This is a genomic window from Aurantiacibacter sp. KMU-128 (genome assembly GCF_056933515.1).
In genome coordinates, this window is record NZ_JBXORT010000001.1 from 646576 (window position 1) to 661796 (window position 15221).

Annotated in this window: 11 protein-coding genes; all 11 read right to left on the reverse strand. The window is 63.9% G+C overall.

Going from position 1 to position 15221, the window contains the following annotated elements; all coding sequences use genetic code 11:
- Nucleotides 1-11: 11 nt before the first annotated feature.
- The 11 genes from ACS0VV_RS03345 to ACS0VV_RS03395 all read right to left on the reverse strand — a co-directional run bounded on the left by ACS0VV_RS03345 (nucleotide 12) and on the right by ACS0VV_RS03395 (nucleotide 15221).
- Nucleotides 12-1436 (reverse strand): hypothetical protein, encoded by a 1425-nt coding sequence (locus tag ACS0VV_RS03345; RefSeq protein WP_483531318.1) that lies wholly within the window; start codon nucleotides 1434-1436, stop codon nucleotides 12-14.
- Between the two features lie 32 nt (nucleotides 1437-1468).
- On the reverse strand, nucleotides 1469-2521 hold the full coding sequence (locus ACS0VV_RS03350; RefSeq protein WP_483531319.1) for a hypothetical protein: 1053 nt from the start codon (nucleotides 2519-2521) through the stop codon (nucleotides 1469-1471).
- Between the two features lie 35 nt (nucleotides 2522-2556).
- Nucleotides 2557-4353: a hypothetical protein gene (locus ACS0VV_RS03355; protein WP_483531320.1), complete on the reverse strand. Its 1797-nt coding sequence runs from the start codon at nucleotides 4351-4353 to the stop codon at nucleotides 2557-2559.
- A 74-nt stretch (nucleotides 4354-4427) separates the two neighbouring features.
- Entirely contained in the window at nucleotides 4428-5927 is a 1500-nt protein-coding gene (locus ACS0VV_RS03360) for a S8 family peptidase (protein WP_483531321.1), read from the reverse strand.
- Nucleotides 5924-6703, reverse strand: a complete 780-nt coding sequence (locus tag ACS0VV_RS03365; RefSeq protein WP_483531322.1) for a hypothetical protein — start codon at nucleotides 6701-6703, stop codon at nucleotides 5924-5926. Before ACS0VV_RS03365 ends, ACS0VV_RS03360 begins: the two co-directional genes overlap by 4 nt.
- The gene (locus ACS0VV_RS03370; RefSeq protein WP_483531323.1) at nucleotides 6700-6954 is read right to left on the reverse strand and encodes a hypothetical protein; all 255 of its coding nucleotides are present in this window, start codon (nucleotides 6952-6954) and stop codon (nucleotides 6700-6702) included. The genes ACS0VV_RS03365 and ACS0VV_RS03370 overlap by 4 nt, the downstream gene beginning before the upstream one ends.
- Complete coding sequence (locus ACS0VV_RS03375; protein WP_483531324.1) at nucleotides 6951-8045, reverse strand: hypothetical protein; 1095 nt, start codon at nucleotides 8043-8045, stop codon at nucleotides 6951-6953. The genes ACS0VV_RS03370 and ACS0VV_RS03375 overlap by 4 nt, the downstream gene beginning before the upstream one ends.
- Before the next feature lie 22 nt (nucleotides 8046-8067).
- Nucleotides 8068-11955, reverse strand: a complete 3888-nt coding sequence (locus tag ACS0VV_RS03380; RefSeq protein ID WP_483531325.1) for an N-acetylmuramoyl-L-alanine amidase — start codon at nucleotides 11953-11955, stop codon at nucleotides 8068-8070.
- Between the two features lie 4 nt (nucleotides 11956-11959).
- Nucleotides 11960-12322: a DUF3467 domain-containing protein gene (locus tag ACS0VV_RS03385; RefSeq protein WP_483531326.1), complete on the reverse strand. Its 363-nt coding sequence runs from the start codon at nucleotides 12320-12322 to the stop codon at nucleotides 11960-11962.
- Nucleotides 12323-12495: 173 nt separating this feature from the next.
- Nucleotides 12496-13449 carry a sigma-54 interaction domain-containing protein gene (locus tag ACS0VV_RS03390; protein WP_483531327.1) on the reverse strand — a complete coding sequence of 318 codons (954 nt, stop codon included), beginning with the start codon at nucleotides 13447-13449 and terminating at the stop codon, nucleotides 12496-12498.
- 923 nt (nucleotides 13450-14372) lie between these two features.
- Nucleotides 14373-15221 carry a PGN_0703 family putative restriction endonuclease gene (locus ACS0VV_RS03395; RefSeq protein WP_483531328.1) on the reverse strand — a complete coding sequence of 283 codons (849 nt, stop codon included), beginning with the start codon at nucleotides 15219-15221 and terminating at the stop codon, nucleotides 14373-14375.

Here is a 15221-nt window from a genome sequence, read left to right on the forward strand (position 1 = left end):
CGCAGTGCTCCTTATGCGGCGGGAGCCGCTACCGGCGCGGGGGCTGTGGTTGCAGGCGCAGGCGTTGCCGCCGCGGGGGCGGGCGCGCCGCGCGGGCTGGGCACGACATTGGGATCGACCGGCCTTGCATTGCCCTGGATCGCCGCGATCATGCCCGGCGTCGCCATCTGGTCGAGCGGCAGATAGTCCGATTTGAAATTCACATCGACCGCGCCCTGCAGCTCGATCTTGGCCTGCATTGCCGCGTCCTGTGTTTCCGCTGCCATGGTGCTGGCGGTGATGATCGGGCGTTCTTCATATTTGTAATTGCCCGATGCGAACCAGTCGGCGCTATATTCCTCGGTGCCCGGCTTACCCGAGACCGAGGAATTGTTTTCGTATTCGCCTTCGCGGCTGCGATTCTTCTGGACATTGCCCCAGCGATCCCGCGCGTAATCCATCGCCGAGGCGCTGCGCCGTTTGGACAGGCGATCGGACGTGCGGACATCATATTTGATCTTGGCCGAGATGCGTCCGTCGGTGACGACAATCCGGTTGATCCCCATCAGCACGATGCTGGCCATGAGTTGCTGGCGCTGGCGGGCGAGCTGCATCCGGCTGTTTTCAACCAGCGCGCGCTCGACATTCTCGTCCGACAGGTCGAGGCTCTTGAGATTTCCGTCCTCGAATGTGAGTGTGTTGTTGATCTTTGCCAGCGCCGCGCTTTCGTCCACCCCGTCGCGCAGTTTGAGGCGCGGTTCCGCGCTCGCGCCGCTGTCACCGAACAAATCGTCGCCATCGGCAAGGCCGCCGCTGAAATCGCCGAAGCCGTCGCCGCCGCCGGTGCTACCGATTTCGAACAGGTCGGGGAACTGGTCGACCAGATTGTCCCGCCCCTGGTTCATGGTGACGTGATCGTCCATGTATTGCTTCAGCGATTTCGCCACATTGGCGATCATGTTCTGATAGGCTTCCATCTGCTCGATCGAGCTCTTGGTGATGGAAGAGAACACGCCCTCGATCAGGCCGGAGACGAAATCGGGGAATTTCACCTGGTTGAGCAATTCCCCCGCCACCGCCGCGCCTTCGCGGGCGGCATCGGCGCGGAACTTGCCTTCCCCGATGGCATCGACAGCCGCGCGCCGCTCGTCCCAGCTCGCTTCATCGGCTGATTTGTCATTGCCGAAGAACATTCCCTGCGCGGGCGCACCGGGATCGTTTGCGGCCATTCCCTGCGGCACGACGCCGCCCACCGCGCGCCCGTCCATCCCTTCGGGCTGTGCGAGATAGCCCGCCACTTGCGCGGTGGCCTTGGCGATGGCCTTCTGGTCTTGCGCGTTCATCGCCCGGAAGGCGGGTGATTTCTGCAGGACATCGGCCACCGCCGCGCGCACTTCGGGCGCGGGTTGCGGCTCTGCCATGGCGGCCGGGACGGGATGCGGGGACATACTGGTCATGACGGAACCTTTGCAAGAGAAGGGGACGCGCCTCAGGCTGCCGATGGCAGGGCCTCGGCGTGCAGTTCGAATTCCACCGGGCGCAGATACAGGCTGACGCGGGGCGGCGAGTGGCGATCGGTCTTCAGGCTGATGATCGAGAAGCGGCCGGGCCAGTGCTCGTCATCAGGCGTGAAGGCCCCCATCCACCGCTCCAGTGCGGCAAGGCTGCGCGGGCGTTCGGCCAGACCCATGGTGAGCAGGCTGAGGAAGCTGGGCGGCACATCGGGGATATGCGCGAGCAGCAGATACAGCTCGAAGTCTGGGCCATTGGGGCCTTCACCGAACGCCAGCAGCGCGGCATGGGCGGGCAAATCGAACCTGCCACCCAACACCAGACCGACCGTCTGCATTATACCCGGCAGGCGGTGGCCGAGGCCGAGCGCATCCAGCGCGGGTTGCAGATCGGCAAGCCGGAGCGGCTGCGTTGCGGCGAAAGTGAGGCGTTGCGAGCCCGACTGGCGCTCCGCAGCCAGCGTTGTGAACAGCGGCTTCAGCCCGGGGATCAGCTGCGTCACCACCTGTACCGTGCGGAACAGGCCCATGGGCAGTTGGTCGATCGACGCGCCTTCGCCATTGGTCTCGTAATAGACCTTGGACGAATAGAGCCCGTCGCGATCATAGGACGAACCGAAAAACGCACCGTAATCCAGCTTGCCGCCTGCGCTCATGCCGCGGAAGGGCTCGCTCGCCCGGTCAAACCAGTAGACGGCATCGCTGCCGATATTCTGGCCCAGCAGGCGGCGCATTTCGCGGGTCGACTCGTTGCGGCGGTCGATCCCCGAAGCCTCGGGCGGCAGCGGCTCGATGGTGAAGCGCAGGATGTTCGGTTGCAGCTCCGAGAAGCTTGGCTCGAACGGCGCGGCCATCGGCATCAGCGCGTTGCGGGCATAGCGCGGATCGCCTTCGGGATAGTGGAAGGTGCGGCGCAGCAGGTCGGCCACGGACGGCACCGGGTCCGTCGTCCCGATCCGCTGGGCGGCCCGGCGCAAGCGCCGTTCCACCTTGTGCATCAGCGGTTCGACCGCGGGAGCGAAATAGCTCATGACGGTATTCCTTTCCTGTTAGAGCGAGGGCGCGATCAGTGCCGCGTCCACCCCATTCCCCGGCCTCCACCATTGGCCATGCCGATGCCCATGCCATCGAGCATATCGCGCGCCATGGCGGGGATCGGGATCGGTTTGCTGGTGGTGGTGGGCGCTTCGCGCGGCTGCGACAGCTCTTCGATTTGGCTATCGCTGGTGGCGGTATCAGCCAGCCACAATTCGCAGGCATTCACCAGGTCATAGTCGCTGGGGTTGACCGTGGCCCGGTGATTGGGCTCGTCGACCGGATTGCGCACCTCGGCAAGGTTGATCAGCATTCCGGTAGGCTTGCTGATTTCCTTGGCCCGCTTCGCCAACCATTCGACGATGATCGTGCCGCAGGTTGCCAGCGTGCGATAGCGTGAACTCGTCTTGGCTCCGCCGAGATCGTAGGTCGCCACGTGGTCAATCACCTGCCACATATCCCGCGCGCCGTAAGCGCTGAGAATTTCCTTGTCTTGCAGCAACTTGATGACGAAGGACACCTGCGCCTGCATCTCGCGCGCGGCATAATGTGCCATGCCATAGCCATGCAGTGTCAGGTTCGCGGCGAGATCGCGCGCGGCCTTGCGCACCTGTTGCTGGCTGATCGATCCCGGAACGGACGACCGCAGCAAGGTATCGACATCGTTCTGCCGGACATAGGACGAGACCGACGAGACAAAGCGGATCCACAGATCGTTGAAATCACGATTGACCAGCGCGTTGGGATTGCCGCCCGGAACGCCGAGCGTGATCGTCTGGAAATCGCGCCGTTCCTGTTCCGACATCCGGTTGGGCGCCTCGCGCCAGTAATTGTAGAGCAGCCGCCCGGCAGTACCGGAACCGACCGGCAGCATACCGCGCTGGAACTGTTCGACGATCCGGTCGACCACCTGGAAAACCTTCAACTCCTCGAACATTGCCGAGACGATCATCGGGCCCATCACGCGGATGTTTTCCCGCACGATGTTCTGGTCGGCCAGGTTGTCGAGATCGGGCAGCTCGATCCCGGTCAGCGCAATGCTGTCGCGCGAACCGACATTCTGGATTTCGTCGAGCACTTCGTTCACGCGGCGGCGCAATTGCGGCACCGTGGTATGGATACCCCGGTCCTTGAGGCCGCGCAGAACCTTGGCGAACTCCTCGGCATCGACGATGGGTTCGTATGTATCGCCATCCGGCCCGTCGGGATCGCCTTCGAGCGAGAGGATCGAGAACACGTCTTCTGCCAATTGCCCATAGCTGGCCGCTTCGCCGACCGCTTCGAAGAATTCCTGCGTGAACTCGGCGTAGCGTTTGCTGGTTTCGTCGGGATAGAGCGTTTTGCCATGCGCTGCGCCGCTGGCCTTTACTCCGGTGGTGCCGGATTGCTGGCCGACCACGGTGACCGGCGGCGGCACCGCGCCTTCGGCCTGCAGCAGGCCGAAGGTCAGCGCCGTTTTGATCAGCGATTCCTTCTCTTCGTCGGTCGGATTGGCCGGATCGGAGGTTTTGGCTGTGTCGAAGCCCAGCACCCCGGCTTCCTGCGACCGCAGGGCAACGGGCAGCAGCTTGTTGGTGTTGAGCAGGGTGCGGGTTGCCACGAACAGCGGGTCGAGCACTTCGGTGTGCTTGTTGTTGTTCTTGGCACTCTTGGCGCGCTCGTCTTCGATCGCGTCCAGCTCTGCCAGCTTGGCTTCCTGCGCCGACGTCAGCTTCTTGTCATCGGCCAATCGGGACAGCTTCGCGCGCTCGTCAAGGAGCCGCGTCGAAGCCACATTTTCGCGCTTTGCCACGTCGAGGAAGCGGGTGTTGAGAAGGATACGGGCCATTGTCTTACTCCTTGATAAATTGCTTTGATCTTAGAAAATCGGTAAACATTTTAGGCGGTTAACGGGGTTTTCGGTCATCCGTCATCGGCGCCTCCGCTGTTGGTGGCGGGTTGCTCCCTGACGGGGCCCGGAGCGTCGTCCTCGGGACGTTCGTCGAGCACGCTGTCGATCTCCTGATCGAGCGCGAGCAAGGCCGCATGGGCATCGAGCACGCCGCTGCCGCAACCGGCAGGCGCTCCGCTCGCAAACGGACGGGCGCTGGCCATCAGGATACGCTTGGCGAGCGCGGCATTGACCGGAAACGCCCGCCTGTGAGCCCGCGCTACGAGGAGCGCCGCTGTTGCCGAGACAAAAGGGGCGGCGAAACTTGTCCCCGTGGCGTGCTGGTATCCGCTGATCGAGGTCGTAAGAACGCGGCTGCCCGGCGCGCACAGCGCCACGTGTGCGCCGCGGGTGGAAAAACCGGAAATGCCGCCATCGCTCTCGACCGAACCGACCGCGATGACATCAGGATAGGCGGCGGGCCAGTAGCGCGTCTCCTGCCCGTTATTGCCGCTCGCCGCGATCAGGATACAGCCGCGGGCGATGGCATAGTCGACAATCTCGCGATGCGGCTTCGGGCTGTTTGGCGACAGCGCCGCATCATCGGTGCCGAAGCTCATATTGATGACCTTCGCGCCCAGATCGACCGCCAGCTTCATCGCCATGTCGAGATCGCTCAGCGCGCCGATGCCCACGGCCTTGCCTTTGCCGGGCAGCTGCGCTGCGGCCAGCGCGCGCATCGGCAGGATGCGGCTCGCCCCGCCAAGGCCGCGCGGTATGTTGAGGCCGCGCGCGGCGATAATCCCAGCGCAGCCCATGCCGTGGCCGACATGATCGTCCGCCGGATTGCTGTCATTGTGGCGGTGGTCACCCAGCAGCGTAACGCCCGCGGCCACCGCGCCATCATCCAGCCGCACGGTATCGTATCCGGCCTGAAAAGCGTGGGCGAGCTCGGCATGGTCCTTGGCAATGCCGCTGTCGATCAGGCCGATATGCACCCCCGCATCGCCGGGTTCGTGCGCCAGCGCTTGCGATGCGTTGACCATGGCGTGCAGCCGGTGCACCTCGTCGTCGCCAAAGCCGCCCGCAGGGGCCTGGATGTCGAACGGGGTGGCGGTGAGATAGTTCGGGCTCGCGCTTTCGACCGTGGGAATTTGCCGGAGGATTTCGCACAGCGCGCCAATCGGCGTGCCTTTGGGCACCCGCAGCGCGAGCGTGCGGGCAACTCCGGTGACTTCCTCGATGGCGTCAAAGCCGTGATGCCGCTTGCCCGTTTCATGCGCGTGGCTCGCCGCCGCGTGCAGCCGCACGGCGCGGAAGCCGCCGGCGATTTCGCTGGTGATGCGGTCGATCGGGCCGCCGTCGATGGACGTGGCCGCAACCTGCGCCCGGCGCGTCACATCGCGCAAAACGGGAATGTCGCGTGGTGCTTCGCCGAGCGAGAGCTTCACCAGCAGCGTATCGGGCAGCGAATACTGCCGGTCGCCTTCGGCGCTCCACGGCTCGGCCAGCGAGAGGGCGCGGGTTATCATGGCAGCACCTGCGTGCTCTGCGTGGCAACCAGCGGCGCGCATTCGGACAGGTCGAACGCCATCGCGCTGGCGGCTTGCGGCGCGGGTTCGACCGAGAGCTCGCCTGCCCACTGGTCGTCAGCGGGGGCGAGCAGCAGCTCTCCGGGCGAGGATTTGAGGATCGAGACCGGCCGGTTGCCGATCTTCACCTGAGGGAAGTGCCCCTTGCGCAGCAGATTGCGCCCGGTCACCCGCAGCAGCGGCGGGCCTTCCGCTGTGTCGGGCGTGACCGGCTCGACCATTTGTACCTGCGGCGCGCTCGCACGCTCCAGCGCCTTGCGCAGCCGTTCGACCGGCAGGTTCGTCACCCGTCCGATGGTGCTCACCGCCCCTCTGTCCTGCGCTTCCTGGAATTGCCGCACGGTCTGGATGCCCGCCCATTCGAGACGGCGACGCTCCTCGACGGTCAGTTCTTCCTCCAGCTCGTCGAGCGACTGGTCATCGGGATCATCGGCAAAGGCGATGGCGTTTTCCTCGATGGCAGGCCGCGTGATGGCGGTAAAGACGAGGTGGAACACGCTCGCATCGGTTTCCCCCGCCGCTGCCGGGCGGATGCGGATTTCGCTGTTCGCAAACTCGATATGCGCGCGCAGATCGAGATTGATGTCCTTGATCGCGAAGGTCAGCGGCAGGTTCATATTGCGCGCCTTGATCGCCATCGCCGCCTGCGCCTTGTCGAGCTGCGACTGGACGGCCTGGATAAAATCCTCGAGCCGGAGGGAGGAACGCTCGCTCATGCGCCGTCTCCTGCCGGTTCGGCGGCCCAGCGCACGAACAGCCGCGAGGGCGGGGCGTCGAAAGCGGTGCGGGTGAGGAAAAGCGGGACATCGCCGAGCAATTCGGTTTCCGCGCCCGACCAGTCGAAACGCAGTTCGACGGGCAATTCCATCTCGATATCGCGGATCGCTACGGGCGCGCCGTGCGCGCCCTCGGCAGCGCCTTGGGCGACTTCGCTGAGCAGGGCGGAGAGGGGGCGGCGCAGCATCATGGCGTGCCCCCAGGGGCCGGAGCGGGCGCGACTTGCGGAGCCGGGTCTGGAGCCGGTGTTGGAAGCGGCGCAGGCGCGGGCGGCAGCGCCTGCACGGCGCGCGCGGCGGCGACGGTGGCATCCGCGCGGCGGCTATGGCGTTCGAGCAGGGCGCGCTGCGCCTCGTCCACAAAGCGTTCGAGGGGGACGTAATCGCTGGCGAAATTGATCCGCACCTTGCCCTGGATATCGGCCTGCAATTGCGTGTCGGACTGCGCGTTGACGTCTACCGTCGCGACTTTCACCGCCGCCTGCTGGGTGCCGCGCGCCCCCCACTGGTTCTGCGGCGTGGTGGCATCGCCGCCGGTGGCATAGGTCACCGCCGCCCGGTCTCTAGCCGCGGCGCGGAAACGCAGCGAGGTGTCGATCATGCCGTCCTTCACGACGACGCGCTGCATCCCCATCAACACCATGTTCGAAAGCGTCGACAGCCGCTGCTGCGCCATCCGGCGACGGGCCAGCGGGAGCAATGCGTTCTCCAGCGTCTCGGTATCGACCGGGGAGCCTTCAAGCCCGTAATCGCGCAGTGCAGTGGAACTCTCGGCCTCTTCGCGCCCAGGCGGGATATAGGGAGCCAGCTTCATGCTGCCGCTGCCATCATCGACCAGCGTCAGATCGTCGGGATATTGCTCGACCAGCCAGCCGCGCGTCTGCCCTTCGGTGACGTTGTCGCGGGTGAATTCATCCAGCGGCTTGGAGACGGCGGAGACCAGTTCGGCAAAGGATTCGGTCTGCCGGATCGAGCTGTCGACAATCGCATCGAAGGTGCCGTGCACCAGCGAGGCGACGAAGGCGGGGAAGTCGATTTCGTCCGAAAGCTGTCCGGCGCGGCGGCCTAGCGCATCGACCGCCTTTTCCTTCGGTTGCGGCGCGGTGCCGTCTGCCGGTTCGCCGAAGGCCGGTGGCAGGCCGGTGCCATATCCGCCGGAGCTGCCCCCAATGCCGCCGCCGATAGGGCGACCGAAGGCATCCCTGCCGGACATCGCTTCGGCCGGCGCATCCGCGAATGCGGCAACGGCGGTGCCGGGGGGTGGGGGAATATGCCTTGCCATGGCGCTGCAATCCCTCGCGCGATCAGGCCTGGGCCGGTTCTGGCGAGGCGGCGGGCTGGGCGTCGGCGCCACCGCGATTGTCGACATCGTGCCGGATCGTATGCTGGCCATCGCCGTTCAGCGTGACTTCGCTGACGGCCACCTGTTCTTCCTCGCCATCCTTGGTGAACAGCGTGACGATCTCGACCCGCAGTTGCGCTTTGCCGGGGCCATGCGTGCCGGGCAGCACATCGGCCAGCACTTGCACGTTCCAGCCATCGGGCGATGCACCGTCGAGCGGCGTGATGCCGACATTGCCGACCGCGCCGCCCTGATGCGACCAGTCGATGGCGATGCCCGCCTGCGTGCGGCCATTCGGTCCGTCGATATAGGGCCAGTCATTCAGCTGGATTGGCGTGGCGCGTTGCGGATCGACATTGGCCTGATAACCGGTTTGCGGCTGCACGAAGCCCTTCAGCTGGGCCAGTTCATAGCGGCGCTTGCCCTTGTCGAGCACCTGCCTTGTGACCGCCACACCGGGGCCGAACGCGTGCGGTTCGGTTGCTCCGCCATGGTCTGCCGGAGCGGGTGTTGCAGGGAGTTGTGTCTCGACCGGCGCAGGCGTCGGCGTTGGCGCAGCGGCATCCGCCATGGCATAGCCCGGCGGGGTCGACGTGCCGCGATTGGGCGTTTTGCCGTGCGTGCCGTTGGCATGGAGCACCTGCACCACCGCGTGCGGTGCGGCGGCTTCATAGGCGCGGATGAAGTCCATGAACGGCAGGATGTAACGGCTGCCCGTGGCGTGGGTGCGCGGCACATTGCCCGCCGGGCGGCCATCTTTGCCGACCACCATATCCCACGGATCGGTCACGCGGACGAACCAGTCGTCCCCGTCCTGATACATCCCGGTCACCACGACAACGTGTCCCGAATTGCCCGGAATCTCCGCGACGAAGAGCGGCCCCTTGCGTTCGAGCAGCGCGAACCATTCTTCCGGCGGCAGGCTTTGTGCCGGTTCGTAGGTGAGGCCGATTTCGGCGGCGAGATCGTCAAAATCCTCGCCCGCAATCGCGCGCTTGATGCTGCGCCGTGCAATGTCGGCAACAGATTGCGGGGTGACGCTCTGGTCGTCCCGCCAGCCGATCACCATTGCCGCCGAAGTGGCCCAGCAGCTGAGATCGGTCGGCTGCGCGATCTGCTGGACGGTATCCCAGTTGATCGTGCGCGACTGCCCGCCGGAAAATGCCCCGCCGAGGCCTTCGCCATAGCCGGTGTCGGCCATGCCATAGCTGTCATAGGACTGGCCGGTACTTGTGCGCGGGCGGATAACTGTCCAGCTTGTATCCACATCGCGGTCGCTCGGCGGGAATAGCGAATTGGGCGTGCCGCCATGGGCCACCGGATCGTAATGGTGGATGCGCTGGCCGTTGACGTAGATTTCGTGCGCGGGGAAACCGTCATGGTCGCCCATGGCCTTCACTTCCACCTGTCCGCTGGAATTGCGACGGAAATAGATCGTCACATCGGCGTCGATATTGGGCGATCCGGGAACCAGCACATTGTTGCCCGATGCCATCATCGTGACTGGCGAGGAATTGCTCGTCATCGAGAAGACGCTGCGGAAGGTGCCGGGCGCGCCGCGATAGACGCGCATATTGGAATCGCTGACGGTGAGGCCCTGGCTGCTCGTCGGGCGCACGCCGGAATGCTTCTTCTGCTTCCACCAGGAGGGCTTGCCGCTGACCGCTTCGGTCTCGTCACGGTCATAGGCGGTGGAAGGTTCCCAGTGTCGCCGGATGTTGCGCAGCGCGGCGATCCCGCCGCCCGGTGTCACCTCCACGATGGCAGACATTTCGCCCCGGCTGCTGCCCGCGCTGTAGCTGAAGCTGCGCCCGTCACCGCCGAAATCGCCGATCAGCGGGAGCCCCGCGATGATCGGCGAGGGGATGAACATCCGGTACTTGATCTCGAATTCTTCGTTCCCGCCGCTGAGCCCTGCGGCCATCGCATCCTGTTCGTTGCTGAAGGCCATCGCCATGCCAAGCTGGGTTGCCACCGAGCGTTGGACGCTGGTGAAAATCTCCAGCGGCGTCAGGCTCACACCCACGCCGACTTGCAGGCTAACGCCCATAAAGCTGCCCGCATCGTTGAAGATTGCAGCGGCCCCCGCCGTCACACCCTCACCGCCCGAAATGCCGACGGCGCGGGCGATCCCGCGGAAGGAGTCGATGCCGCCCTTGAGGACGGTCAGCTGGAAATTGGCCCCGATCCCGGCGATGAATCCGGCGTTGATTTCCGCTCCGCCATAGGCGCCCATGACATTGCCGGGAGCAAAGATCAGCCCCGCGCCAAGTCCAGCGCCGCCAAGCAATCCGGCGTTGACCTGCGGGCCGATGCCCACCGAAACGCCGCCGAGTTCGGCTGCGGCGCGCGCACCGACAACAAAAGCGAGAAGCGATGGATTGACCGCCAGCATCGCCTGAATGGCAATGCTGCGCATCTGCGAATAGGTCTCGGTGCTGGGCGGTGTGACGGCCTGCCCTTCGTTGGACAATTGCACCGCATCCAGATTGAGCGCCTGCACCGGCACCACGCCGAGGCTTTGCGCTGTCACCAGTGCAAATTCCTCCGCCACCATGGCCATGTAGCGATCCCAGTCCCATGCGCCGTTGGGGCACGAGGTGTGGGTGGTGCTGGTGTTGATTTCGCTATGCCCGACAATCGTCGTGCGGTTGGCGGGCAGGTTATACTTCTTGCACAAATGCGCGACGAGTTTGGCGCTGGCGCGATATTCGGCTTCGCTTGGCGGGGTGTGCGGATAGTGCGTGCGGCCATAGGTGGCACCGCCCTGCTTCACCGCGACGTGCTCGATCCCGATGCTGCGCCGGTTGGCGGTGCGGTTGCCCGCGTGCCAGGCGGTGTCCTGCTCGCGCACGAATTGCAGCACAGCGCCGTTCTGGTCGACCATGTAATGCGAGGAGGCATTGGCTTCCTCGCGCGTGAACCAGTCGCCGACATAGGGCGTTTGCCCGGCATCGGTGATGTGGATCACGATCCGGTCGATCGCTTGTCCGGCACGGCCGTTGGAATAGTTGGGCGACGGTTTGATGCGGGTGACACCGGCATATTCCGCCGCTGTCAGTGCGCGCGGGCGACCGGTAAAGGCGGAAGCCTGGGCGGCTGGCTGATCGTCCACCACCGGGCCTTCAACGCCCTGATCGTCCAGCCGGTCGCGCTCGGCTTCGTCCTCTGCCAGCCCTTGCGCTGACGGCGTATCGGCGGGCGGCGAGGACGGCGCTGCGGCTTCGGGAGCACTTTCCGGCAGCGGGCCGAAGCCATCGTCATACGGTACAGCGGCTGCGGGGGGCACCGAGCCATTCGGGGTCGAGCCATCAGGCGCGGCGGGCGCCGTGGCAGGCGTTTGCGGCTGGCCGCCCGTTTGCTGCATACCCGGCTGCGCGGCGTCGCCCGCCCAGACCAGGCGTGGTTCGTTGTGCCCGTCACCATAGGCAGAGCCGCCCGCGCGGTGCGGGAACATCCGTACGCGCCGCAGCGAGCTGTCGGTCAAGCCCGAAAGCGAGATATAGGGGCTGGAGGCGGTCGGCAGGACATCCACGCTCCAACCGGTGTCGCCCGATCCCGCAGGCGCGGTGGCAAGGCCGAACCACAAGCGGTTCGCGTCGGTAAAGCGCGCCAGCACTTCCGGCGGCAGCGTGTAGACCGCTTCGGCGCGGGGCAGCGAAAGGACGCCCTGCTCGCGCGTCGTGAAGAAGGTTGACCGGCTGCGGCCTTCCTTGCTGGTGAACAGATCGGGCGATGTCGCCACCACGATTTCCGCCTGGCGCGGTGTGCCATCGGTATGGATGGTGAAGCTCGCAAGCGGAAAACGGTCGCTGATATCGAGCCGGTTGGGACGGATCTGGGCTTTCATCGGATCACCTCTTTGCAGGATCGGAGTGTTGCGCGAGCGCACGCCGACGCGCATCGGCGGCGCGGCGCTCGAATTCTTCGGGACTGGTCAGGCCGAAATCGCCTGTGACATCAGGGGCGGCGAGATCGGGAATATCGCCGTGGTCGCGCTCGAACCGGTCGACGCTGTCACCCAGCATCCGCGACAACAGCTTGGCATGGGTGGGGCTGAGCGCGATCCGCTTGGACAAGCGGACATCGCCACTTTGCGGTTCGACCTGTCCGACATCGATCAGGAATTCCGCCGCATTGTGGCCGATCTCGAAATAGTTCGCATAGGCCGCCATCGGGGCCGCCCGTTCCCGCAAACCATTTCCGCCAGTGGCCATTGCACAATTCCCCTATCGGTTGTGCGGCAACACAGAGCAGGGGGCGTGCCAAAAGCGCGGGAATGGCGGTTTTGCAGGGATTTCGGACGAAACGGGCCGCGTTTTGCGCAGCGTTGAGTGTCACATGTTACAGTGCGGGCGTAACACCTGTTACTTGTGTTACAGGGCGCGCATCACGCTTCGGGCGCTTCGTCATCGATCGCGTATTTGTCGAGCTTGCGGTACAGCGTCATGCGTGACCAGTTGAGTCTTTTGGCCGCCTGAGCCTTGTTCCAATGGGTTTCCTGCAACGCTTCCATGATCTGCTCGCGTTCGGGCAGGCGGTTGACCTCATGCGTGGCGAACAGGCGGCGATAGCCATCGGGAAGGTCTTCCAGATAGACCGGGCGATTTTCGGGCGGATCGATAAACAGCGCCTCGGCAAAATTGCGCAGTTCGCGCACATTGCCCGGCCAGTCATAATCGTGCAGCGCATCGAGCAGCGCGGTGTCGGGTGCTTCGACATGACGGCCGTAGCGGCGGTTCAGCCCGTCGATAAAATGGCTGAGGATCGGCCCGATATCATCGGTGCGGCTGCGCAAGGGCGCGACCCAGAGCCGCGCGACATTGATGCGGTAGAACAGATCGGCACGGAAAGTGCCGCGCGCCACGCACTCGTCCAGATCTTCGTTGGTCGCTGCCACCACCCGCACATCGACCTTGTGCGTGCGGGTAGAGCCCAGCGGCGTCACCTCGCCCGTCTCCAGCGTGCGCAGCAGCTTGCTCTGCGTCGCCAGGCTCATCTCGCCGATTTCGTCGAGAAACAGCGTGCCGCCATCGGCTTGGAGAAACTTGCCCGGATGATCGGCCAGCGCGCCGGTAAACGCGCCCTTGGCGTGGCCAAAGAATTCGGATTCGACCAGATGTTCGGGCAGGGCGGCGCTGTTGACGGCGACGAACGGCTTGTCGCGGCGCGGCCCGAGTTCGTGGATCAGCGCGGCCACACGTTCCTTGCCGGTGCCCGTTTCGCCCTGGATCAGCACGGGCACCTGGGCGGCGGCGACTTTGGGAAGATAGCTGCGCAGATCGGCCATCTGGACGCTCGATCCGATGAGATCCTGCACAGACGTGTGGAGCACAGCGTTCACTTATGGCCCCCGCAGCCAAGTCGAACACGCGGCCCCGCCCACGCCTTATGATCTGATCCGGCACAACCGGAATTGCGCCGCCAGCAGAGCCTTGCGTCCCCTCCCTGAAGGGCGGGCTTCCTCACCCGCCAGCCAGTCTCGAAACGACCGTGGACAAGTGTATTCGCGCCCTTGCATTAACACTACAGCGTTGGTCGCAAATTAAGGGCAGATCATCGCCCGAAATTTACCATTTTCTGCGGATTTTGGGGCTTGACGGCATTTTTGGCGCATTTCTACTAATAAGCCAAAATCAGTACCTTAAGCCAATTTTGTGAGTCGATTTGTAAGGATGCGACAGGTGCCCCGCGAATCGCTTTTGCAGCGCGAGTCGCAGGTTTGAAATGGCATGGGCGTGCGGAAGGAAAACTGGCTGGGGTGGCAGGGTCCCCACCCAACTTTTTTACTTTAGCAAAATCAGAGACTTGTTTTACCTTCACCGACGTGTGTCACAGCCTTGTGCTACAAGCTTGTGAGACATCTCGCAATTCTTTCTCTCGTGCCGTCCACAGTTGCCGCCAGCTCATAGTCAATCTGAGAATTGACGTACTGGGCGCAATGAAAAACTATTGTTTGCTGAGATTCCGCCAGATTCATTTGACCTGCGCATTGTCGATATCGATCAGGACATTGAGCAACTGCGTGCGCAAACAAGACGGGCTGCCTGCCAATCCGAGGTCACGGCGGTCGGCAATCTCAAGCAGTCATGATGGGACTGGCCGCATTTCGCTTGCGACATGTTTGAGAATTGGAAGTCTTGGGTGTGTCGGGAAGGATGCCCGGCGCGTCCATTCTTTTGGGATATGCTGTCTGGGGATAACCTTGCAGGCGCTCATAACTTTGACAACCAATGTTTGCCGTCCTCACAGTAGGCCCGGGTGACACTAAAGTACTTCGATCAATCGCGAATATCTCCGTACCAAATGTCCGCAGTGTCTATGCAAGCTTTCGTCGGATGACGAAGCCCATTGCGCCCAAAGTTCAGGGTACGAAACTGCGCCAAAGTTTGGCGATCCGCTACCAATCCTCTCTGCAAACTGGCTGATCTCCTCGCGATGCGCGGCAAAGACCGGGAATGCATCGGCATTGGCGGGTTCCCACCAAACGTAGACGAGCGTCACGTCGCGCTCCTGCCGATAGCTCAGCCCCAGGGCGTGCTTGATGAGCTGTGCGACGTCGAGATGACGATAGGATGATCGCTCTTCCTCCATGAGGCGGATCATCTCGGCGAACCAGGGGCCATCCCGGCGTTCGTCCACGATCTCGTCGCGATACCTTGGCGAGAACTTGGCTTCCTTCGGGGAGAGATATTCAAGGCATTTGGATTCGACGGCTACAAGCCCGGAGGAGCCGTGCAGAACGACATCGAGGTTCGGCGGTTGGGCACGCGATAACCCTGTCGGATACTTCTGTTCGAAGCCGACAAGATCAAGCCCTTCATGCCCTGCCAGGCTGGCGAGACCCGGCTTTCCGGCAAACCATCCGAATGCATTGACGGCGAGGGCAGAGGAGGAGTGCGGTGCACGGAACTTCCCTTCAAGCTCATTGCCGGCACCGGCCATGAGGTCAGGCACGAAGGCATCGGGATGAACTCCCTCGATGAGAGCTTCCTCATAGTCCGAAAGATACCCGTCTGGACCCAGGACAGTGCCCGGATTGGCTTCCAGATACCCGTCAGCGAGTGCTTTCCTGCAGCGGGTCGGGACAGACTGACGGGAAAGCGATTTTATCAT

What these genes read in the sequence shown, in the direction of transcription:
- ACS0VV_RS03375 (WP_483531324.1), bottom strand. Translation starts at nt 8,045, where the DNA reads ATGGCAAGGCATATTCCCCCACCCCCCGGCACCGCCGTTGCCGCATTC.
- ACS0VV_RS03395 (WP_483531328.1), bottom strand. Translation starts at nt 15,221, where the DNA reads ATGATAAAATCGCTTTCCCGTCAGTCTGTCCCGACCCGCTGCAGGAAA.
- ACS0VV_RS03350 (WP_483531319.1), bottom strand. Translation starts at nt 2,521, where the DNA reads ATGAGCTATTTCGCTCCCGCGGTCGAACCGCTGATGCACAAGGTGGAA.
- ACS0VV_RS03380 (WP_483531325.1), bottom strand. Translation starts at nt 11,955, where the DNA reads ATGAAAGCCCAGATCCGTCCCAACCGGCTCGATATCAGCGACCGTTTT.
- ACS0VV_RS03345 (WP_483531318.1), bottom strand. Translation starts at nt 1,436, where the DNA reads ATGACCAGTATGTCCCCGCATCCCGTCCCGGCCGCCATGGCAGAGCCG.
- ACS0VV_RS03355 (WP_483531320.1), bottom strand. Translation starts at nt 4,353, where the DNA reads ATGGCCCGTATCCTTCTCAACACCCGCTTCCTCGACGTGGCAAAGCGC.
- ACS0VV_RS03370 (WP_483531323.1), bottom strand. Translation starts at nt 6,954, where the DNA reads ATGATGCTGCGCCGCCCCCTCTCCGCCCTGCTCAGCGAAGTCGCCCAA.
- ACS0VV_RS03365 (WP_483531322.1), bottom strand. Translation starts at nt 6,703, where the DNA reads ATGAGCGAGCGTTCCTCCCTCCGGCTCGAGGATTTTATCCAGGCCGTC.
- ACS0VV_RS03360 (WP_483531321.1), bottom strand. Translation starts at nt 5,927, where the DNA reads ATGATAACCCGCGCCCTCTCGCTGGCCGAGCCGTGGAGCGCCGAAGGC.
- ACS0VV_RS03385 (WP_483531326.1), bottom strand. Translation starts at nt 12,322, where the DNA reads ATGGCCACTGGCGGAAATGGTTTGCGGGAACGGGCGGCCCCGATGGCG.